The following is a 19,307-nucleotide window of genomic DNA, read 5'->3' on the forward strand; positions in this document are numbered from 1 at the left end:
TGAAAATTCAGACGTTTACCGCCTGGCGGGGCTGCGCGCGAAAATGCTCTGAGAGCCAAAGACTTACCAGTGCCAGCAGCAGAAAGAGTATTGCGCTGACCATTACGCCATAAAAGCCATAGAGCGGATAGATCCACGCGGCGACGGCGGAGCCAAAACCTATCCCACAGAACATAAATGCGCTGGTCAGGGCCAGAGAGATGCCCCGTGTCTGCGGATCGGCTATCTCCACAATCCTGCGCTGCTGCGTGGGCCACAGCAGGTCGGTGGCAAAGGCCCAGAACACCAGCGCAATATAGAGCAGCGCGAGCTTGCCCGTCAGTAGAGTTATGACCACCATATCCGCTATCAGTAGCACGATGCCAGCGCTCAACAGGCGCTCAGCGCTATAGATCCTGGCAGCCCGCGAGACATACAGGTTTCCAAGGATCCCTGCCACGCCAATTACCGCCAGCGCAACCGACACGCTGCTGCTGCTCCCATGCCAGGTATCACGCACAATCGGCGAGATAAAAGCGTACATGTCGTAGACGCCGGCGGTAATAAAAAACACAACCAGAAACGCCATCAGAGCTTTCGGCTGCACCAGTACCTGCCCGACCTGGCGCAGACGTACATTCACCCCGGCAACGCTGTTCGGCACGCTCAGCATAATATTGATGACCGACAATGCGCTCATTATGCCAACAAGGGTAAACAGCATTCGCGCTCCCAGCAGGTTTGCAGCCCAGGCCGCCAGCGGAATGCCGACCATACTGGCCATCGACACGCCCAGCAGGATCGTGGCGATGGCGCTACCCCGCTCCTTCTCTTTAACCAACTCCGAGCCGAGCGCCACCAGCACCGGTCCGATCAGCGATGCGCCGAGGCCCATCACTACCCGCGAGAGTAGCAGCTCGCGGTAGCTCGGGGCGAGGGCAAACAGAAATGCCCCCAAACCAAAGACAATCATCCCGACAACCACCTGCTGGCGACGCCTGACGTGGCCGAAAAAGACCTGTGCCAGCGGGGCACCTACGGCAAAGGTAAGACCGAAAATGGCCAGCAGGCGAGCGCTCTGGGCATCGGTCAGTCCCCAGGCGTGGGAAATCGGTCCAAGGCTCCCCGCCACGGAGAGCGCTCCGGTCGCCTGCACAAAATAGGCCAGGCTTAGCGCCCAAAGCGCCCGGCGCTGGGGTAGGGTAATGTCAGTTTTCATCGCCTTGATCTCTTCAGGCCGGAGCCAGCCAGCGGTTACGCAACGGGGATTGGATTCTCAACCATCGCCTGGTTGAACTGGTTCACTACCGTGTGCTCATTCGCCCCTGGATTGGCGCGGGCAGGCAGCACGCGGTCAACGATAGCCTCGATATTATCCGTACCCAGTTTCTCGAACGTCTCACTGATGAAAGCATCCAGCGGCATGGCCCGGTCGTCACCGCTGCGGTAGATCAGATCGGTATCGACCCACGGCGGGGAGATCTCAATTACCTTCACGCCGGTATCACGCAGCAGGAAGCGCTGGGAGAGCGTGTAGGAGTGGATCGCCGCCTTGGTGGCAGAGTAGAGCGCGTTACTCGCCAACGGGATAAAGGCGAGGATGGAGCTGTTATTGATCAGCACCGCATCCGGCTGCTTTTTCAGATGCTCGATAAATGCTGAGGTAACGCGTACCGGCCCCAGCAGGTTGGTATTGAGCAGCGAGACGGCCATCGCGTCATCCTGCACGCCAGCGGCGTTATCAAAAGGCATGATACCCGCGTTGTTGATGACGACGTTCAACGCCGGGTAGCGAGACAGTACGCTCTTGGCCGCCGCCTGAACGCTTGCTGCATCGGTAACGTCCAGCACTACCGAATCCATCCCCGGGTTGGCAGCGGTGACGCTATCGAGCAGCGCTTTGCGGCGACCGGAGATGATCACCTGGTTGCCCAGCCTGTGGAACTGCTCAGCCATCGCCCGGCCAATGCCAGAGGTGCCGCCAGTGATAAAAACAGTGTTATGGGTCAGCTTCATGATGTTCACCTTGTGTTGTGTTATTGGGTTGGTGAAATCATTTTATGCCCTTTCGTGATGTCTTAAATGACGTAGAAGGTAGTGATTCAGGACATCTTCGTGTCAGGGTAGCAGTTGGGTAATCGCGGTCAGATGTGTTCGCAGCGTGCTGTGTAGCTGGCGAATAGCCGGAGAGAATTGTTTGCGGTGCGGGCAGATGAGATTCAACGGCGCGGCCTCCCCTGGGTGCGTGGGCAGCAGTATCTCCAGCCGTCCGGCCTGCACGTCGGCGCTGATGTCTATCCACGATTTATAGACAATGCCCATGCCCTCTACGGCCCAGCGTCGTGCTACGTCGGCGTCGTCACAGAGCAGGCGGCTTTTGACCGTTAGCTGGCGGCGGGCGCCGTTCTCAGGGAAGCTCCACTTGTCGTAGACGTGGCTGTTCATGGTAAACAGCAGGCAGTGGTGCTGCGTCACCTCGTCAAGGCTGGCGGGCCGACCGTACTTTTCAAGGTAGGCCGGGGAAGCGGCCAGCACGCGACGGTTGTTCTCTGCTAGCGGCAGCGCCACGTAGCTGCTGTTATCCAGCACGCCGTAGCGAATGGCAACGTCTATCGGATCGCGAAAGACATCGCTGACCTGATCGGAGAGAGAGAGCCGCAGCGTGATTTTCGGGTGCTGGTCGCAGAAGCGGGTAATCAGCGGCAGCAGGACGTTGCGCCCGATATCCGACGGCATCGCTACCTTCAGCTCGCCCTGTAGCTCGTCATTACCGCTGTGCAGACTCTCCTCACCGGCCTGCATCACGGCCAGCAGCTCCTGGGCGAACGGCAGATACGTCTCCCCCTCTGCCGTTAGCCGCAGGCTGCGGGTAGAGCGGGCGAAGAGGCGCTTATCGAGATCGCGCTCCAGCCGGTGAACGGCAGCGCTTACCTGACCCGGGAGCAGATCGGCCTCCCGTGCGGCGTTGGAGAAACTTCCCAGCGCCGCCGCGCGCACAAACAGCGTCACATCTTCAAGGCGAATCATGCTTTTGTTCTCTTTCGATACTGGCCTGGAGTCATACCATACAGGCGCTTAAAGGCCTGTGTAAACGAGGCCAGTGACAGAAACCCGCAGCGTCCGGCGACCGCATCCACGGTTGACTGCTTCTCCTCCAGCAGCAGGCGCGAGGCGAGGGCCAGGCGCAGCTGGGAGAGCCAGGCCTGGGGCGTCTGGTGATAGCTGCGGGCAAAGTGGCGGGCAAAGGTGGCGCGGGATAAGAAGCAGCGCTCGGCCATGATCTCCATCGTCCATGGGTGGGCCGGATCGGCCAATACCGCCAGCAGCGCCGGGGCCAGCCGTTTATCACTCATCAGGCGCAGCAGCCCGGCAGGAGGTTCATGCAGGGAGAGTAAAATCCGCATCAGCAACGCCAGCAGCGTCGCGGCCAGGCTTTTGACAATCGTGGCCGCGCCCGGCTGCGGGGTCAGGCTCTCCCGTACCAGCATCGTCAGCAGGAGCTCCAGCTCCGGACAATCTTCGCGATCGTGGGTTTGCAGATGGATCAGCGCCGCGTTTTCGGCAAAGAGCCAGCTATACCCCGGCCCAAAATGGAACTCGCCGCACAGCACCTCTACCGCAGGACCCGGCCCGCGGGTCTCTACTTCGGTTAGCGTGCCGTTATGGCGCTTCGCCACGGGTGCGACCTGCCCCCACTCCACCAGCCCCTGCAGCAGATGCGGCGATCCGTGGGGCAGCAGAAGAATATCTCCGGCGCGCACGTCAAGGGTCCTGCCCGCTATCACCAGCCGGGCTTCACCGCGCAGAATGACGTGCCAGGGCACGGTGCCAGCGGCAAGCTGCGGATGGTCGGCCTCCCAGCGCCCGGCAAAGCGGCAGTGCAGGTTAACGGCACACGCCGGGGCCAGCATAGCAAGCAGTTGGCTAAGGCTATCCATAACTTCTCCTGAGACGACAGGACAAAAAATCGAGACGATAAGCGGCAATGGCCCTGCCGCGGACGCCCTATTATGAGTCCATCGCCAATACGGCGGAACCCATAAACTGACAGGAGAAGATCATGAGCCGTTTAACCACCATCCAGCCCGATAGCGCCACTGGCCAGACTGCTGAACTCTTTAGCGCCATTAAACGTGCGATGGGCAAAGTGCCCAACGCCTACCAGACCATCGGCAACGCGCCGGATATGCTCGCCCAGGCGTTGCAACACAATGCCACACTGGCGAAAAGCAGTCTGAACAAACGCGAGCTGGAGGCAATTAACCTTGCCGTCAGCGAAGCCTCTGGCTGTGACTACTGCCTGGCAGCCCATACCCTGACCGGCAAGATGGCGGGTTACAGCGTTGAGCAGACCGAGCAGCTGCGCCGGGCCGACTATCCGGAAGATGCGCACATTGATGCCCTGGTGAAATTTGTGAAAGTGCTGGTGACGACGCGCGGCACGCTGTCGGAGGAGACCGTTACTCGCTTCCGCGACGCGGGCTTTAGCGATCGTCAGGTCGTGGAGACCATCAGCGCGGTCAGCGCCATTCTGTTCACCAATATGATTAACCGGGTGAACGACACCGTCGTGGATTTCCCGAAGGTGAACTAAGCAAAATGCCGGGCGGCACTGCGTTTGCCCGGCTTCTCCGACCGTAGGGTAGGTTAGCGCTGGCGCATATCCGGAATAATGAGATCCCCGCGCAGTACGCATGCGCCCAGCACGTCCTGGGTTTTTTCACTCAGCCAGCTGACGATGCGGGCCGCCATCGCGTCCATTGAGTATTCGATAGCCGGGATGGTTGGGATACCCGGCAGGTGCACGGAGCCAGCGAGGCTAAAGACCATGATGTCACCCGGTACCGATTTATTAAACGCCTGCAGCTGGGTAATCACCCGCTGCGCCTCCTGCTCATCGGCGACCAGTAGGGCATTAAAGTTCAGCGTGGTGGCGTTGTTAAGCAGCACCTGGAGCGCAACCGAGGCCGAGGTAGAATCCATAAACACCAGATTACGGTTAAAGGGCAGGAAGTTGTTTTCCAGGGCGTGCTTGTAGCCCAGCAGCACCCGCTCAGCGGAGCCGCTCACGTCCGGGTGGATAAGCGCTATCTGGCGTCGACCCTGACTAATCAAATAGTTGCAGGCCGTTTCCGCCGCGAAAGCGTGATCGAACTGAATACTGTTCGGCATATCGGCTTCCGCGCAGTCCACCAGAATCACATCATCATAGCCAAGGTTATTCAGCGGAAAACGCGCGCCGATAATCAGGACATCATCGCAGAGACCGCAGGTCAACTCGTCGAGAGCGCTAATCACCTGTGACCGGCTGTTGGCAAAGCGCAAAAGCAGGTGCTTCTGATGCTGGCTGAGGTGCTTCTCCAGCGCGTAGAGGTAGCCAGTGGTCTGGTTGATATTATCCTGGGCGCAGATGACGCCAATGCAGCCGGTGGTCTGACTGAGCAGAGACTGAGCAATGACGTTGGGCCGGTAGTTTAGCTCTTCGACGGCTTTTAATACCGCCTGCCGGCTGGCCTCTTTGACGCCGCGTGACCCACTCAACACCCGTGAGACGGTTGCTTTAGATACTCCCGCCAGACGTGATACATCGTTGATTGTAGACATCTTTTTCCCCTGTCAGGCCGAATATACAGCCCGAAAAACAAGCAAAACATGGAGCATAATATCGCCAGCAGCAGTATAGCTGCATTCTATTTCCCATGGAAACCGATTTTCCGTTTATCCCTTATTGCGGGTAGTGAGCCATAAAACCTGTGATGTAAATCCAGGAAAATTACCCTATATCCTGCGGACTTTGATGGGTATCACACTTCGATGCCTGAGTGATGGAAACCGGTTTCCATATGATATCCAATCATCATTGTAATAACTTTTAACATTTAGAGGATGGGGATGATGAACAAAATCATGCTGTGCTGCTCTGCAGGAATGTCTACGAGTCTGCTGGTCAGGAAAATGGTCGAAGCGGCAGATGAGAGAGGTTTACCGGTTGAGATCGATGCGTACGGCGTAGCGGAGTTTGATACGCAGTTTCCACGCTACCAGGTGGTGCTGCTGGGACCGCAGGTAAAATACATGCTTAACTCGCTGTCAGAAAAGGCTGCCGCCCACGGCATTCCCGTTCAGCCCATTAATCCAATGGACTACGGTATGCAGCGCGGCGATAAGGTGCTGGACTTTGCTCTGTCGCTCATTGAAGCGGCACACTAAAAGGGTGTTCCTATGAGTTCGTTATATCAATCCATGGTTGCCGTTATCGAGCAGTCCATCACGCCGCTGGCGGGACGTCTGGGGCAACAGAAGTATGTCATCGCCATCCGCGATGGCTTTACCGCCGCGCTGCCGTTTATGATCATCGGCTCCTTCATGCTGGTGTTTATCTTCCCGCCCTTCTCCGCCGACACCACCAACAGCTTCGCGCGCGGCTGGCTCGACTTCTCCCAGACCTATCGCGAACAGCTGATGTTGCCCTTTAACCTGAGCATGGGCGTCATGACCTTTTTTATCTCGGTCGGGATCGGTGCCAGCCTTGGTCGGCAGTTTAATCTCGATCCGGTGATGTCCGGGCTGCTGGCGTTTATGGCCTTCCTGCTGGTGGCTGCACCCTATGCCGACGGCAAAATCTCCACCCAGTACCTCTCTGGCCAGGGGATCTTTACCGCGCTGATCACCGCGATCTACTCCACCCGCGTCTATGTGTGGCTGAAGCAGAACAACATCACTATCCGCCTGCCGAAAGAGGTCCCCACCGGTGTGGCGCGCTCGTTTGAGATCCTGATCCCAGTGGTGGTGATTATCGGCACGCTGCACCCGCTGAACCTGTTTATCGAGGCGCAAACCGGCATGATCCTGCCCCAGGCGATCATGCACCTGCTGGAGCCGCTGGTTTCGGCGTCGGATTCGCTGCCTGCCATCCTGCTCTCTGTGCTGCTGTGCCAGATCTTCTGGTTTGCCGGCATTCACGGGTCACTGATCGTTACCGGCATTATGAACCCGTTCTGGATGGCGAACCTTTCCGCTAACCAGGCCGCGCTGGCAGCGGGCACGGTGCTGCCCCACATCTATCTGCAAGGCTTCTGGGATCACTACCTGCTGATTGGCGGCGTTGGCTCTACCCTGCCGCTGGCCTTCCTGCTGCTGCGTAGCCGTGCTACCCATCTGCGCACCATCGGCAAAATGGGCATCGTCCCGAGCTTCTTTAATATCAACGAGCCGATTCTGTTTGGCGCGCCGATCATCATGAACCCGATGCTGTTTATCCCCTTCGTCTTCGTGCCGATGATTAACGCCTGCCTCGCCTATGCCGCAACGAAACTGGGCTGGCTGGCACAGGTGGTCTCGCTAACGCCGTGGACAACGCCAGCCCCTATCGGCGCATCCTGGGCCGCTAACTGGGCGCTGAGCCCGGTCATCATGTGCGGGATCTGCATGGTGCTGTCCGCCCTGATGTACCTGCCTTTCCTCCGGGCCTATGAGCGTTCGCTGATGAAAACCGAAGAGCAGAAAGCGCAGGACGTGACGCCGCTGGCTGGCACCGTGCGTCAGTAATTAACGGGAGAGAAAAGAGATGAAATACGCATTTCCAGAGCATTTCTGGTGGGGCAGCGCCAGCTCCGCGCTGCAAACCGAAGGGCAGAGTCAGCAGGGCGGCAAAAGTGCCACAACGTGGGACCACTGGTATGCGAGCCAGCCGTACCGTTTTCACCAGCAGGTCGGCCCGCAGGACACCTCCACCTTTTACCAGAACTGGCGGCAGGATATCGCCCTGCTTAAGCAGCTCAACCACAACAGCTTCCGTACATCGCTGAGCTGGTCGCGGCTGATCCCGGACGGCGTGGGCGAGGTCAATCCTGAGGCGGTGGCGTTCTATAACAACGTTATTGATGAGCTGCTGGCCCAGGGGATCGTCCCCTTTATTACTCTGTTCCACTTTGATATGCCGATGGTGATGCAGGAGAAAGGCGGCTGGGAGAACCGTGAGGTGGTAGAGGCGTTTAGCCGCTACGCGCAGATCTGTTTCGACCTGTTTGGCGACCGGGTGCTGCACTGGTTTACCTTCAATGAGCCAATTGTGCCGGTGGAAGGCGGCTACCTGTATGACTTCCACTACCCCAACGTGGTGGATTTTAAACGCGCGGCGACGGTGGCCTACCATACCGTGCTGGCGCACGCCTCGGCGGTTCGCGCCTACCGCGCCGGGCATTACCCAGGGGAGATCGGCATTGTTCTCAACCTGACGCCGTCCTATCCGCGCTCAAACAATCCGGCGGATCTCACTGCCGCGCACCATGCCGATCTGCTGTTTAACCGCAGCTTCCTCGACCCGGTGCTGGTTGGCGAGTATCCGGCAGACTTAGTGGCGCTGCTGAAGCAGTACGATCAGCTGCCGGCCTGCCTCCCGGAGGACAGCGCCCTGATTGCCGACGGTAAAATCGACCTGCTGGGGATCAACTACTACCAGCCGCGACGCGTGAAGTGCCGCGACAGCGCGGTCAACCCGGCCTCGCCGTTTATGCCGGAGTGGCTGTTTGATTATTACGAGATGCCGGGCCGGAAAATGAACCCCTATCGCGGATGGGAAATATACGAGCCGGGTATTTACGACATTCTCACTAATTTACGCGTTAATTACGGTAACCCGCGCTGCTTTATTTCAGAGAACGGCATGGGGGTCGAAAACGAGCAGCGTTTTATTGAGCATGGACAAATAAACGATCAATACCGGATTGAGTTTGTTTCCGGCCACTTGAAGTGGTTGCATAAGGGTATTCAGGAGGGCTGTCACTGCCTCGGTTACCATATGTGGACGTTTATTGATAACTGGTCATGGTGTAACGGCTATAAAAACCGCTACGGTTTTGTACAGCTCGATTTAGCCACCCAGACGCGAACAATAAAACGCAGCGGAGAGTGGTTTGCCGCTACCGCCGCCAATAACGGATTTAACGAGGAGCAATAAGATGATTGAACTGGAAGAGGCCGTCATGGAGATTATCGTCAACGCTGGCCAGTCGCGCAGCCTCTGCTTCGAGGCGCTGCACGCCGCGCGCGAGGGCAACTTTGACGAGGCAAACAGCCTGCTGCGCGAGGCGGACGGCTACGCTCGCCAGGCGCACCATATGCAGACCAAACTGATCGAGCAGGACGCCGGGGAAGCCCGCCAGCCAATGACCTTAATTATGGTTCACGCCCAGGATCACTTAATGACGTCGCTGCTGGCCCGTGAACTGTCCGAAGAGATTATTCGTCTCTATCAACGTTAATTTATTATAGAGAAATCGATAGCCCATTTTTAAATAGTCTGTACCTACGTCAGTACCTCACTACTAATGGTGATAGCGCAACTGTTCCGCACTCGGCGGCGGGATAGTTATTGTCTAAAAATAATTTATTAGATTGAGACAACAATGAACATAAATAAAAAACTTCCAGTCGCGCTGGCGGTTATGGCTGCCCTTTGCTCTGGTTCAGTCAGCGCCCAGGAGTTTACTCAGGAACAGATCGACGCGATTGTGGCAAAAGCGGTCGATAAAGCCCTTGCGGAGCGGCAGAAAAAAATGGATGTGGCGATCGATAAGAAAGCCGATGTAATTACCGAGCCACAAACCGCGGCCCAGTCGCCGGATATGGCGATCCCCTTCGGCGTGAAATTTACCGGCTATGCCCGCTACGGGGCGCAGTTCCAGGGCGGCGATCAGAAGTTCGTTGGCGTTGACGGCTCCTATAACGGTTCCTCCGCCATCGGTCGTCTGGGCAACGAGGGCAACGGCGGTGAATTCCAGCTCTCGAAAGCCTTTAAAGGCAATAACGGCGCTATCTGGGACATCAACGTGATGTTCGATCACTGGGGCGACGAGGTGAACCTGAAAAAAGCCTACGCCGGGGTGACCAATATTCTGGAATCTAATCCTAACGCCTATCTGTGGGCAGGTCGTGACTTCCACCAGCGTCCGCAACAGGGTATCAACGACTACTTCTGGATGAACCACGACGGCCAGGGCGCAGGGGTGAAAAACTTCGACATCGGCGGCGTTCAGTTTGACGTCGCAGCGGTGGCAGCGGTGGAGTCCTGTAGTCCGGAAGTGATGAACGATGAGGGCAACCCGTCGCGTATCACCTGTACCGGCGGCTCCGGCACCGGCGATAAAGGCAACTACGCCATTACCTCTAAAGTGCACGGCATGAAGGTCGGCCCGCTGGATCTGGAGCTGTATGCTAACTACGGCTTCGACTCGAAGGCGGTGGATACCGACGAGCGTAAGAATGCCTGGCAGGGCGGCGTAGTGCTGAGCCACACCGGTGAGAAAGGGGTGAACAAAGTGATTGCCCGCTACTCTGACAACTCAGACAACAGCGTCTACAACAAAACCGACGATCTGACGGCGATCTACGCCAGCTTTGAGGGGAACTACAAGTTTACCCAGCAGGCACAGATCGAGTACCTGCTCGCCTTCCACGACTACGATAACGATGCCAATAGCGTGGATAACCGACGCAACTACGGCGCGATTGTTCGTCCGATGTACTGGTGGAACGACGTGCACTCTACCTGGCTGGAAGCAGGCTATCAGCGGGTTGATTTCGATCAGGGCGGGGATAACCACGGCTGGAAGCTGACCCTGTCGCAGAACATTTCGATTGCGATGGGACCGGAGTTCCGTCCGATGCTGCGCTTCTACGTCACTGGCGGTCAGGTAGATAACGATCGCACCGCGCGGGTAAACGGTACGGAAGAGAGCAATCTGGACTCGTTCAACGTCGGCGCGATGTGGGAAGCGTGGTTCTGATGTAGTTAAAGCGTCATGCCCGGCGGCGCAGAGCCAGCCGGGCAGAGAGCAATTACCCTTTTACGCGTACTTTCGCAGCCACCAATAGCGCCGTCAGCAGCATCAGGCTGCCGGAGAGCACCAGCGGCGAGAGCAGGCCGAGGTTATCGAGTGCGTAGCCGCCGACCGCCGCGCCGCAGGTATTGGCAAGCTGGATCACCGCCACCTGGATCGATCCAGCCTTTTCCGCCTGATCCGCCAGCGAGCGGGTGATCCACGTCGACCAGCCCACCGGCACCAGCGCAAAGGCTAATCCCCACACTACCGCTACCACAGAGGCGACGATTTTATCGCTGCCCCAGAGGATCAGCGTCAGAGCGCTCAGGGCCAGCACCAGGGGGGCAACGGCCAGCGCCGTTTTCAGCGATTTTTTCAGGAATGCGGACGACATTGAGGTGCCAATAAAGCTGGCAATACCAAAGCTGAGCAGCACCAGGGTCAGGCCATCGACGTCAAAGCCCGCCATGCTGGTATAAACCGGGCGGATATAGGTAAAGAAGGCAAACTGACCGGCAAAAGCCATAAAGATGGCGATCATTCCCGCCAGCACGCCCGGACGCTTCAGGATGCCAAACATATTCTGCTTGTGCTGCATCGGCTCGCCCGGCAAGGACGGCAGCGCTTTCCAGACCCACAGCGTACAGACGATCCCCATCACCGCCGCCGCGTTAAAAACGTTACGCCAGCCAATGATACCGCCGAGGAAGCTGCCCAGCGGCGCAGCGATTACCAGCGCAATCGACACCGCGCCGAAAATTACCGACAGCGCCTTGGGCACTACGCGCGTTGGCACCAGGCGCATGGTCAGCGAGGCGGACATCGCCCAGAAACCGCCGAGGGCGAGACCTAGGCAGGCGCGCCCTACCAGCAGCAGGGCAAAGCTGTTGGCAAACGACACCAGCAGGCAAGAGAGGGTTAGCAGCACCGAGAAGATCAGCACCACATAGCGGCGGTCGGTGGTGCGAATGGTTTGGGTGATAAACAGGCTGGCGAACATGGCCACAAAGGCGGTCATGGTGACCGACTGCCCGGCGGTGCCTTCAGAAATACCTAAATCCTGCGCCATCGGCGTCAGCAGGCTGACCGGCAGAAACTCCACGGTGATAAGGCAGGCCACGCAAAAGGCGACGGCGAAGACGGCTGACCAGTTTGGCCGAGCCAGTTCCGGGTGGGGTTTTCCCTGTAAATGCTCACTCATTTTGCCTCCAGGCAACGTCACATTGCGGTAAAGTCGCGCAGTGTAACATTCTCAGTGTGACGCATTTAACGTTTTAGCAACTATTCAACAATTGAGCGTGGGATATATCGTAGGCCGGATAAGCGCAGCGCCATCCGGCGCTACGGTACTCAATGTAGCCAGTGCACGCCCTCGTCGGGCATAAAGAAGGCGTTGTAGCGCATCTGAAAATTGTTGATCTCCGCTACATCCGGCTCCAGCTCGCGCAGGAAGCCCAGCGCCAGACGCACCTGGGCGTCGGTCAGCGGCGCGGCAAGGCGCGCTTTTTGCAGCGTCCGGTGCCAGTAGTGGAGGTTTTGCTCGCTGCTGTCGACAATGCACACCTGCCAGATCAGCAGCGTCTGGGCCGCGTTTTGCAGATGCGCCTCGTCCGGACGGGAGAGGTACTGAATGTACTCCGCACCCGCCGCTTTGCCCAGCTGATCGATCATCGATTCAACCGGCATCGGCGTGGTGCCCAGCCGCTCGCTCAGACGGCGTACCGCCCGCCGGGAGTCGGAGGTCAAAACCCGAAAACCCACTACAAAAACAACAACCAGCGTCGCCAGCGTTAACCAAATCATGAAAGCTCCTGCCCAATCTCAGAATGCTTATCATACGGGTAAACGCGGCGACGCATACAGTCTCTTTAGTGCGCTATCCCGGTCGTTACCGTGAAGCTGCGGCTCTCCTGCGGGGCCAGCGTCAGCAGGCTGCCGTTAGCCTGCGCGGCCAGGAACCCTTCCGGACGGCAGGTAGCCGGCAGCGCGAACGCTGCGACCTGCTGATCGCCGTTGTATAAAATCCAGCGCGTCGCATAGTTGAACTCTGCGCTGGAGAACCGGGTCACAAAGGTGGTCCCGTCCGGGGCGGTCATCTGAAACTCCGGCGTCGCAGTGTAGCGATCCAGCCTGTCAGCAAAGAAGACAATCTCAGGATCGTAATATTCCGGCTCGCTCAGCGTCTTCAGCGTGGTCTGACCCTGCTGGATACGCTGGTTGAACGCCAGCCACTGCTCGGTAGGTTTCACATGTGCCGGAATGGACTCCCGCAGCGCCAGCGCTTCGTCCGGCAGGTTCTGGCTGAAGGTCGCCTCGGGTACATAGGCGTAGTTCATATGGCACATGTACTGGAGCGGCATTGCCACCGAGGCCAGGTTGGTTACCGTCATATCAATGTCGAACAGCGCGCTGGCCTTACGCAGCGTGACCGCAGGCTGCGCCAGATAGTGGTGGCCGAAGCCCATCACATACTCGTAGCGACCCCCGACGCGCAGCGTGTCGCCGTCGATCTCCAGCCAGGCCTCGTCCATCTCTGCGCAAGCCATCTCTCCGTGTAGCGCATGGGTGTCCTCCGGCGAGGGGCAGCCGTTTGCCAGCAGGCCCGAGTGAAAGGCGAAGCAGCCATAGGTTGCGACAATCTCTCTCGCCGGCTTCGGCTGGCTGAACATGTTACGCATGGTCAGCTCGTGGCCGTCAAACTCCGCGTCCCAGATCATCTGCCCCAGCCAGGGTAAGATCACCAGATGACCGCGGGCGTTTGCCACCCTCAGGCCCTCAACGCCGCTCGGATAGCGGAAGGCGCTGACCGTAAATTCTGCGTTCTCCAGCAGCGTTCGCGGCTGCGTGGTAAAAAGCTCACGCCACAGTGGCAAACAGGTTTTCATAGCCATTCTCCTCAGGAAGCGGTTGCTGGGGTAAGTTCGCGACGCACTTTGCTTTCACGCCAGAAGTAGATGCCGACGTAAATGAAGCAGAGCATGGAAACGAGGAACGACAGCTGTAACGAGTGGAACATATCCGCCACGTAGCCCTGCACCGCTGGCACCACCGCCGCGCCGACAATTGCCATCACGATCACCGCTCCCGCCATCTCGGTATGCTCGTTGTCCACCGTATCCAGCGTGCCAGCGTAGATGGTGGCCCAGCATGGCCCAAACAGAACGCTCACCAGCACCGCCACGTAGACCGCGCTAAAGCTTGGCGCCAGCGCCACGTAGGCCAGGAACAGCGCGCCGATGACAGCGTAGAGGATCAGCACCTTCTCCGGGTTGAAGCGCGTCATTAAAATGTTGGCTATGAACTTGCCGATAAAGAAGCAGGCAAAGCTGTAAACCATAAAGTTGGAGGCATCCCGCTCGTTAATATCACCCAGCTCCAGCGCCAGACGGATGGTGAACGACCAGACGGCGACCTGCATGCCGACATAAAGGAACTGGGCCAGAATGCCGCGGCGGAAGCGGGCGTTGCTCGCCAGATAGCGCAGGGTGTCCATCGCCGACGGGCGTTTACGGTTGGCCGTCTGCTCAACTTTGCAGGTCGGGAAGCGGGTCAACATAAACAGCACCATCACCACGACCAGCACCATGATCATGTACTTATACGGCTCTAAGGTGTTCTCCAGCATCAGCACCTTGAAGTCGTGGATCTGCTCCGGCGTCATGCCCGCCATCTGCTTCTCCAGGCTATCGCCTTCAGAGAAGACCAGGTACTTGCCGAGCAGAATGCCCGCCGCCGCCCCGATCGGGTAGAAGGTCTGGCTAACGTTGAGGCGCAGCGTAGCGTGGGATTTTGGCCCCAGCATTGAGCTGTAGGTGTTGGCAGCGGTCTCAAGGAAACTTAAACCAATGGCAATCGCAAAAATGGCGGCAAGGAACATGGTGTAGGTAGCCATGTGCGACGCCGGGAAAAAGAGCGTACAGCCGACAATATAGAGCGTCAGGCCAATTAAAATCGCAATCTTATAGCTGCTCTTTTTAATCACCAACGATGCCGGAATAGCAATCAGGAAATAGCCGCCGTAAAACGCACTCTGCACTAAGGCAGAGGCGAAGTTGCTGAGCGAAAATACGCTCTTAAACTGCGTAATTAAAATATCATTTAACGCTGCGGCGCAGCCCCATAATGGGAACAGGCACGATAACAAAATAAACTGGAACAGAGGGGTCTTATTCAGATACCCATCGGGCATCTGAACGATGTTTTTATCGTTCATAGTGCTACCTTTTACAGTGCAGGGGTTTTTATTATTCGTTTATCGCCAGAAACTCATTGAACTGCTCAATACTGGGATAGGACGATTGAGTGCCTTTGCCCGTTACGCTGAAGGCCGCGAAACGCGAGGCTTTTTTCATGGCGGTTTCTACATCACCGCTCTGGACGTAGTAGTGCGCAAAGCAGCCAATAAAGGCATCGCCCGCGCCGCTGGTGTCGACGGCATTCACTTTGATCGCTGGAACATGCACTTCCGTATCACGGGTCATCCACAGCGCGCCCTTCTCGCCCATGGTGACGATAATATTGTTCAGCCCTTTATCAGTTAGGCTGCGGGCGGCGCGACGAATATTGTCGTAGCTGTCGACCGGCATGCCGGTGAGAATTTCCAGTTCGGTTTCATTCGGCACGAAGAAATCACATTTGCAGGCGTAGGCCATATCCAGCTCGCGCAGCGCCGGAGCCGGATTTAACAGCACCTCGATACCGTGCTTTCTCCCAAACTCAATGGCGTGATAGACCGTCTCCAGCTGCACTTCGAGCTGCAAAACGATGAGCTTACATTTCTTCAGATCTTCAGCGGCGCGATCGATATCCTCTGGCGAAAGGAATTTGTTCGCCCCTTTAATAATCAGGATGCTGTTGCTGGAGTTAGGGTTAACGAAAATAGGTGCGACGCCGCTGCTGGTGCACGGCACTTTCTCAACGTAGGTGGTATTGATACCCCAGGATTCGAGATTGCGGATGGTGTTGTCGGCAAAGATGTCATCGCCCACTTTGGTCAGCATCAATACTTTGGAGTTGAGCTTCGCTGCGGCAACGGCCTGGTTGGCACCTTTACCGCCGCAGCCAATCTTGAACGCCGGGGCTTCAAGGGTTTCACCCTCCTTCGGCATCTGGTGGGTGTAGGTGATTAAATCCACCATGTTGGAGCCGATGACTGCGATATCCATTTTCCTACCTCTCAGAAACAAACGCTTAACAATGATATTAAAGTAACATTATCATGTTATTTTAGTATCATTTGTGACTCCGCTCGCGATTACAGCAACATTTGATACCGCAGCGTTCCCGCTCTGGGTGGAAAATGTTACTTTAGGAACATAAGAAGATGATTAGGCTGGTAAAGCGGAGAGAGAAAATGGAAACCAAGCAGAAAGAGCGTATTCGTCGCCTGACGGAGCTGCTCAAAAAGACCGACCGCATCCATCTTAAAGATGCGGCGCGGATGCTGGAGGTTTCTGTGATGACCATTCGCCGCGACTTTAGCCAGGAGGATGAGCCGCTGCCGCTGGCGCTGCTCGGGGGCTATATCGTAATGGTTAACAAGCCCGCCAGCCCGGCCACCAGCCAGCCTGCCGCAGCCACGCGCCGCCATCATCGGGATGATACGCCGATTGCGATCCTCGCCGCAGGGCTGGTGAGCGAGAACGATCTGGTGTTTTTCGACAACGGCCCGGAGATGCCGCTGGTGATCGACATGATCCCTGACGAGATTACCTTCACCGGAATTTGTTACTCGCATCAGGTCTTTATGGCGCTGAACGCCAAGCCTAACGCCACGGCCATGCTTTGCGGCGGCACCTACCGCGCCAAGAGCGACGCCTTTTACGATCCCAATAACCCGTCGATTCTGGATTCGCTCAATCCGCGCAAGGTGTTTATCTCGGCCAGCGGCGTACACGAGCACTACGGTGTGACCTGGTTCAACCTCGACGATCTGCCGGTGAAGCGCAAAGCGATGGAGCACGGCATCCGCAAGATTTTGCTGGCGCGCTACGCCCTCTTCGATGAGGTCGCCCCCGCCAGTATCGCCCCGCTGGCACAGTTTGATGTGCTAATCAGTGACCGCCCGCTACCGGCAGAGTACGCTCTCCACTGCCGGAACGGCTCGGTCAAGGCGATCACCCCTGACGCTGAAAGCGAATAACCTACTCGAAAAACACGGCAATTTTGTTGAACATGGTGGGATCGGATTGGTTACGTACCACTTTTACCACATCTTCTAGCTTGTCGATCTGGCTCATCATCTGCTCCAGTCGCTGATCGTCCGCCACCAGCAGCCAGATGCGGCTCTGCTCGCCGCCCGGTAGCGGCAGGCAGAGAATACCCTCCACGTTAAAGGCGCGTCGGGCAAAAAGGCCGCAGACATGGGTCATGACCCCAGGGTGGTTGCGCACGGTGAGTTCCAGAATAACGTTGTCATGTGTTGAGTGTGGCATGGCTTATTCCCCCACCATTTCAGTATTGGCCGCGCCCGGCGGAACCATTGGATAGACTTTTTGCTCGGCGTCGGTACGGACGTGGATCAGCGCCGGACCCGGCCGGGAGATGATCTCCTGCAGAGCCGCGTGCGGATCGGTCGCCGCGTTTAAATCACAGGTGTGCAGGCCAAACCCGGCGGCGATCTGCATAAAGTTGATCATGCCCGGATAGGTCGCGGCAAACACGCCCTGCTTGTAGAACAGACTCTGCTGCTGATGCACCAGCCCCAGCGCCTCGTTGTTCATCAAAATGATTTTGATATCGAGCTGGTTTTCAGCGGCGGTTGCCATCTCCTGAATGTTCATCATCAGGCTGCCGTCGCCGGAGAAGCACAGCACCTTGCGATCGGGATTGGCCAACGCTGCGCCAATCGCCGCCGGCAGGCCAAAGCCCATAGTGCCTAACCCACCGGAGGTGAGCCACTGGCGCGGACGGTTGAGCGGATAGGCTTGAGCGGTCCACATCTGGTGCTGCCCGACGTCGGTGGTGATAATCGCGCTGTCATCAACGCAGGCCGCAACGGCGTTAATTAACCCGTAGTGGCTCAGCGGATCGTCCGCGCCCGGCATGTTAGCCGGAAACTCCTGCTGCAGCTGTGCCACGGTATCGCGCCAGGCGTCACGTGTCTCCTCCGCAATCAGCGGGATCAGCTGAGCCAGCACCTCGCCGACGTCGCCCTGAATAGCACAGTGCGGCTGCTTGATCTTACCCAGTTCTGCGCGGTCGATATCCACATGGATAATTTTGGCGTTCGGGCAGAAGGTTTCAGTCTTGCCAATCGCCCGGTCATCAAAACGTGCCCCCAGCACCACCAGCAGATCGGCTTCGTGCAGAATAAAGTTGGTGCTGCGCGCACCGTGCATCCCCAGCATGCCCAGCGACAGCGGATGCTGTTTCGGCAGCATGCCAAGGGCCATCAGCGTCATGGTGGTGGGCAGGCTGGCCTTCTCCGCCAGGGTCCGCACCTGCTCAGGGGCGTTAATCACCCCACCGCCCAGGTAGAGTACCGGGCGCTGGGCCTGGTTAATCATCGCCGCCGCCTCATGCACGCTCTCAATGCTGAATGCCGGGGCTGGCGCAGCGCCACCCGGCTCCGGCAGGGTGTCTAACTCGATCTCTGCGGTCTGAATATCCTTAGGAATATCTATCCACACCGGGCCGGGACGGCCTGACTGGGCAATGCGGAACGCGTCAGCGATCACCTGCGGCAGCTCGCGGATGTCGCGCACCAGATAGTTATGCTTGGTGATGGGGATAGAGATGCCGTAGGTGTCCACTTCCTGGAAGGCGTCGGTACCAATCATCGACGAGGGTACCTGGCCCGTAATGCAGACCAGCGGAATAGAGTCGAGGCGCGCGTCGGCGATGGCGGTCACCAGGTTGGTGGCCCCCGGCCCGCTACAGGCCATACAGACGGCGGGTTTCCCCTGGGTACGCGCCATGCCCTGGGCAATAAAGCCTGCGCCCTGCTCGTGGCGAGCCAGTACGTGACGGATCTGCGTGCTTTGACTCAGGGCGTCATACAGGGGCAGCACCGTGCCACCCGGGATGCCGGTGACGATGGTGATGCCCTGGCGCTCCAGTAAATGAACGATCAGCTGCGCGCCCGTAAAGCGCCTTGCCTGCGAAGTTGTGCCCATGCTCCAGTCCTTTTCTTCTGGGCCGGCTTGCCGGGCGGTCTAAACGAAAAACCCCGCCCGGTTTGCGCCGGCGGGGTTTTGGAATCGTGTGTTCCGGACCCTACGGCGCTATGCCGACGACCACCACCACACGCACGACGACGACCGCGGCAGATGGCGCGGTGCGTAGTAGAGTCGATGTCAGCATGGCTGGGTTCATTAGGGACCTTTATGTATGTTGTGTTGTTTATTTATTAGCTGAATTTATACAAACACAGCCGGTGCAGCATGACAATCGTTTTATCGCAGCGGCGATAAAAATGTGTGACCGATCACGTTTCAACGCCAAACAAAAACGCGGCTAAAACAGGGTTAAGTGTTACAGTTGTATGACAATTCATCACCCGAT

General features: G+C 57.7%; 20 protein-coding genes. 7 read left to right on the top strand and 13 right to left on the bottom strand.

Annotation, left to right across the window (positions count from 1 at the left end):
- Nucleotides 1–7: 7 nt before the first annotated feature.
- From NR795_RS17045 to NR795_RS17060, 4 genes are all read right to left on the bottom strand, one after another.
- Nucleotides 8–1,198, bottom strand: a complete 1,191-nt coding sequence (locus NR795_RS17045) for an MFS transporter (protein WP_257758830.1) — start codon at nucleotides 1,196–1,198, stop codon at nucleotides 8–10.
- Nucleotides 1,199–1,233: 35 nt separating this feature from the next.
- Complete coding sequence (locus NR795_RS17050; protein ID WP_144818334.1) at nucleotides 1,234–1,995, bottom strand: SDR family oxidoreductase; 762 nt, start codon at nucleotides 1,993–1,995, stop codon at nucleotides 1,234–1,236.
- Nucleotides 1,996–2,097: 102 nt separating this feature from the next.
- Nucleotides 2,098–3,006 (bottom strand): LysR family transcriptional regulator, encoded by a 909-nt coding sequence (locus NR795_RS17055; RefSeq protein ID WP_144818333.1) that lies wholly within the window; start codon nucleotides 3,004–3,006, stop codon nucleotides 2,098–2,100.
- Entirely contained in the window at nucleotides 3,003–3,917 is a 915-nt protein-coding gene (locus NR795_RS17060) for an AraC family transcriptional regulator (RefSeq protein WP_257758831.1), read from the bottom strand. Before NR795_RS17060 ends, NR795_RS17055 begins: the two co-directional genes overlap by 4 nt.
- A gap of 122 nt (nucleotides 3,918–4,039) precedes the next feature.
- Between NR795_RS17060 and NR795_RS17065 the strand changes: the two genes are divergently transcribed.
- Nucleotides 4,040–4,573: a carboxymuconolactone decarboxylase family protein gene (locus NR795_RS17065; protein ID WP_144818329.1), complete on the top strand. Its 534-nt coding sequence runs from the start codon at nucleotides 4,040–4,042 to the stop codon at nucleotides 4,571–4,573.
- Between the two features lie 53 nt (nucleotides 4,574–4,626).
- Here NR795_RS17065 and NR795_RS17070 read toward each other — a convergent pair whose 3' ends face one another.
- On the bottom strand, nucleotides 4,627–5,583 hold the full coding sequence (locus NR795_RS17070; protein ID WP_257758832.1) for a LacI family DNA-binding transcriptional regulator: 957 nt from the start codon (nucleotides 5,581–5,583) through the stop codon (nucleotides 4,627–4,629).
- A gap of 291 nt (nucleotides 5,584–5,874) precedes the next feature.
- Here NR795_RS17070 and NR795_RS17075 point away from each other — a divergent pair, with 291 nt between their 5' ends.
- The 5 genes from NR795_RS17075 (at nucleotide 5,875) to NR795_RS17095 (ending at nucleotide 10,766) form a co-directional block, all read left to right on the top strand.
- On the top strand, nucleotides 5,875–6,189 hold the full coding sequence (locus NR795_RS17075) for a PTS sugar transporter subunit IIB (protein ID WP_144818524.1): 315 nt from the start codon (nucleotides 5,875–5,877) through the stop codon (nucleotides 6,187–6,189).
- 12 nt (nucleotides 6,190–6,201) lie between these two features.
- Complete coding sequence (locus NR795_RS17080; protein WP_257758834.1) at nucleotides 6,202–7,527, top strand: PTS sugar transporter subunit IIC; 1,326 nt, start codon at nucleotides 6,202–6,204, stop codon at nucleotides 7,525–7,527.
- 19 nt (nucleotides 7,528–7,546) lie between these two features.
- Nucleotides 7,547–8,938 carry a glycoside hydrolase family 1 protein gene (locus NR795_RS17085; RefSeq protein ID WP_144818325.1) on the top strand — a complete coding sequence of 464 codons (1,392 nt, stop codon included), beginning with the start codon at nucleotides 7,547–7,549 and terminating at the stop codon, nucleotides 8,936–8,938.
- A 1-nt stretch (nucleotide 8,939) separates the two neighbouring features.
- Nucleotides 8,940–9,242 carry a PTS lactose/cellobiose transporter subunit IIA gene (locus NR795_RS17090; RefSeq protein WP_042393431.1) on the top strand — a complete coding sequence of 101 codons (303 nt, stop codon included), beginning with the start codon at nucleotides 8,940–8,942 and terminating at the stop codon, nucleotides 9,240–9,242.
- 144 nt (nucleotides 9,243–9,386) lie between these two features.
- The gene (locus NR795_RS17095) at nucleotides 9,387–10,766 is read left to right on the top strand and encodes a carbohydrate porin (protein WP_144818323.1); all 1,380 of its coding nucleotides are present in this window, start codon (nucleotides 9,387–9,389) and stop codon (nucleotides 10,764–10,766) included.
- Between the two features lie 52 nt (nucleotides 10,767–10,818).
- Here NR795_RS17095 and nepI read toward each other — a convergent pair whose 3' ends face one another.
- The 5 genes from nepI to rbsK form a co-directional block, all read right to left on the bottom strand.
- On the bottom strand, nucleotides 10,819–12,003 hold the full coding sequence (nepI, locus tag NR795_RS17100; protein ID WP_144818321.1) for a purine ribonucleoside efflux pump NepI: 1,185 nt from the start codon (nucleotides 12,001–12,003) through the stop codon (nucleotides 10,819–10,821).
- A gap of 149 nt (nucleotides 12,004–12,152) precedes the next feature.
- Entirely contained in the window at nucleotides 12,153–12,605 is a 453-nt protein-coding gene (locus NR795_RS17105; protein ID WP_257758836.1) for a DUF1198 domain-containing protein, read from the bottom strand.
- Nucleotides 12,606–12,670: 65 nt separating this feature from the next.
- Nucleotides 12,671–13,687 carry an aldose 1-epimerase family protein gene (locus NR795_RS17110; RefSeq protein ID WP_257758837.1) on the bottom strand — a complete coding sequence of 339 codons (1,017 nt, stop codon included), beginning with the start codon at nucleotides 13,685–13,687 and terminating at the stop codon, nucleotides 12,671–12,673.
- Between the two features lie 11 nt (nucleotides 13,688–13,698).
- On the bottom strand, nucleotides 13,699–15,015 hold the full coding sequence (gene fucP, locus NR795_RS17115; RefSeq protein ID WP_144818315.1) for an L-fucose:H+ symporter permease: 1,317 nt from the start codon (nucleotides 15,013–15,015) through the stop codon (nucleotides 13,699–13,701).
- 31 nt (nucleotides 15,016–15,046) lie between these two features.
- Nucleotides 15,047–15,967 (bottom strand): ribokinase, encoded by a 921-nt coding sequence (gene rbsK / locus NR795_RS17120; protein WP_144818313.1) that lies wholly within the window; start codon nucleotides 15,965–15,967, stop codon nucleotides 15,047–15,049.
- A gap of 188 nt (nucleotides 15,968–16,155) precedes the next feature.
- On the opposite strand from rbsK, the gene NR795_RS17125 reads away from it, so the two are divergent.
- A complete protein-coding gene (locus tag NR795_RS17125) occupies nucleotides 16,156–16,944 on the top strand; it encodes a DeoR family transcriptional regulator (RefSeq protein ID WP_144818311.1) in 789 nt (262 codons plus the stop codon).
- Between the two features lies 1 nt (nucleotide 16,945).
- Here the strand turns inward: NR795_RS17125 and ilvN are convergent, their stop codons facing one another.
- The 3 genes from ilvN to ivbL form a co-directional block, all read right to left on the bottom strand.
- Complete coding sequence (ilvN, locus tag NR795_RS17130; protein WP_144818309.1) at nucleotides 16,946–17,236, bottom strand: acetolactate synthase small subunit; 291 nt, start codon at nucleotides 17,234–17,236, stop codon at nucleotides 16,946–16,948.
- Nucleotides 17,237–17,239: 3 nt separating this feature from the next.
- Nucleotides 17,240–18,919 (bottom strand): acetolactate synthase large subunit, encoded by a 1,680-nt coding sequence (ilvB, locus tag NR795_RS17135; RefSeq protein WP_144818307.1) that lies wholly within the window; start codon nucleotides 18,917–18,919, stop codon nucleotides 17,240–17,242.
- Nucleotides 18,920–19,019: 100 nt separating this feature from the next.
- Nucleotides 19,020–19,118, bottom strand: a complete 99-nt coding sequence (ivbL, locus tag NR795_RS17140) for an ilvB operon leader peptide IvbL (protein ID WP_144818304.1) — start codon at nucleotides 19,116–19,118, stop codon at nucleotides 19,020–19,022.
- Between the last annotated feature and the right edge of the window lie 189 nt (nucleotides 19,119–19,307).

Source organism: Pseudescherichia sp. L3, from assembly GCF_024656065.1.
In the GTDB taxonomy this organism is placed as follows: domain Bacteria; phylum Pseudomonadota; class Gammaproteobacteria; order Enterobacterales; family Enterobacteriaceae; genus Pseudescherichia.

Excerpts from the sequence above, each read along its gene's own strand:
- NR795_RS17070 (WP_257758832.1), bottom strand. The coding sequence starts at position 5,583 with ATGTCTACAATCAACGATGTATCACGTCTGGCGGGAGTATCTAAAGCA.
- NR795_RS17090 (WP_042393431.1), top strand. The coding sequence starts at position 8,940 with ATGATTGAACTGGAAGAGGCCGTCATGGAGATTATCGTCAACGCTGGC.
- NR795_RS17105 (WP_257758836.1), bottom strand. The coding sequence starts at position 12,605 with ATGATTTGGTTAACGCTGGCGACGCTGGTTGTTGTTTTTGTAGTGGGT.
- NR795_RS17075 (WP_144818524.1), top strand. The coding sequence starts at position 5,875 with ATGAACAAAATCATGCTGTGCTGCTCTGCAGGAATGTCTACGAGTCTG.
- NR795_RS17050 (WP_144818334.1), bottom strand. The coding sequence starts at position 1,995 with ATGAAGCTGACCCATAACACTGTTTTTATCACTGGCGGCACCTCTGGC.
- NR795_RS17080 (WP_257758834.1), top strand. The coding sequence starts at position 6,202 with ATGAGTTCGTTATATCAATCCATGGTTGCCGTTATCGAGCAGTCCATC.
- NR795_RS17110 (WP_257758837.1), bottom strand. The coding sequence starts at position 13,687 with ATGAAAACCTGTTTGCCACTGTGGCGTGAGCTTTTTACCACGCAGCCG.
- ilvB (WP_144818307.1), bottom strand. The coding sequence starts at position 18,919 with ATGGGCACAACTTCGCAGGCAAGGCGCTTTACGGGCGCGCAGCTGATC.
- NR795_RS17095 (WP_144818323.1), top strand. The coding sequence starts at position 9,387 with ATGAACATAAATAAAAAACTTCCAGTCGCGCTGGCGGTTATGGCTGCC.
- NR795_RS17060 (WP_257758831.1), bottom strand. The coding sequence starts at position 3,917 with ATGGATAGCCTTAGCCAACTGCTTGCTATGCTGGCCCCGGCGTGTGCC.
- ivbL (WP_144818304.1), bottom strand. The coding sequence starts at position 19,118 with ATGAACCCAGCCATGCTGACATCGACTCTACTACGCACCGCGCCATCT.
- ilvN (WP_144818309.1), bottom strand. The coding sequence starts at position 17,236 with ATGCCACACTCAACACATGACAACGTTATTCTGGAACTCACCGTGCGC.
- rbsK (WP_144818313.1), bottom strand. The coding sequence starts at position 15,967 with ATGGATATCGCAGTCATCGGCTCCAACATGGTGGATTTAATCACCTAC.
- NR795_RS17045 (WP_257758830.1), bottom strand. The coding sequence starts at position 1,198 with ATGAAAACTGACATTACCCTACCCCAGCGCCGGGCGCTTTGGGCGCTA.
- NR795_RS17125 (WP_144818311.1), top strand. The coding sequence starts at position 16,156 with ATGGAAACCAAGCAGAAAGAGCGTATTCGTCGCCTGACGGAGCTGCTC.
- fucP (WP_144818315.1), bottom strand. The coding sequence starts at position 15,015 with ATGAACGATAAAAACATCGTTCAGATGCCCGATGGGTATCTGAATAAG.
- NR795_RS17055 (WP_144818333.1), bottom strand. The coding sequence starts at position 3,006 with ATGATTCGCCTTGAAGATGTGACGCTGTTTGTGCGCGCGGCGGCGCTG.
- NR795_RS17065 (WP_144818329.1), top strand. The coding sequence starts at position 4,040 with ATGAGCCGTTTAACCACCATCCAGCCCGATAGCGCCACTGGCCAGACT.
- nepI (WP_144818321.1), bottom strand. The coding sequence starts at position 12,003 with ATGAGTGAGCATTTACAGGGAAAACCCCACCCGGAACTGGCTCGGCCA.
- NR795_RS17085 (WP_144818325.1), top strand. The coding sequence starts at position 7,547 with ATGAAATACGCATTTCCAGAGCATTTCTGGTGGGGCAGCGCCAGCTCC.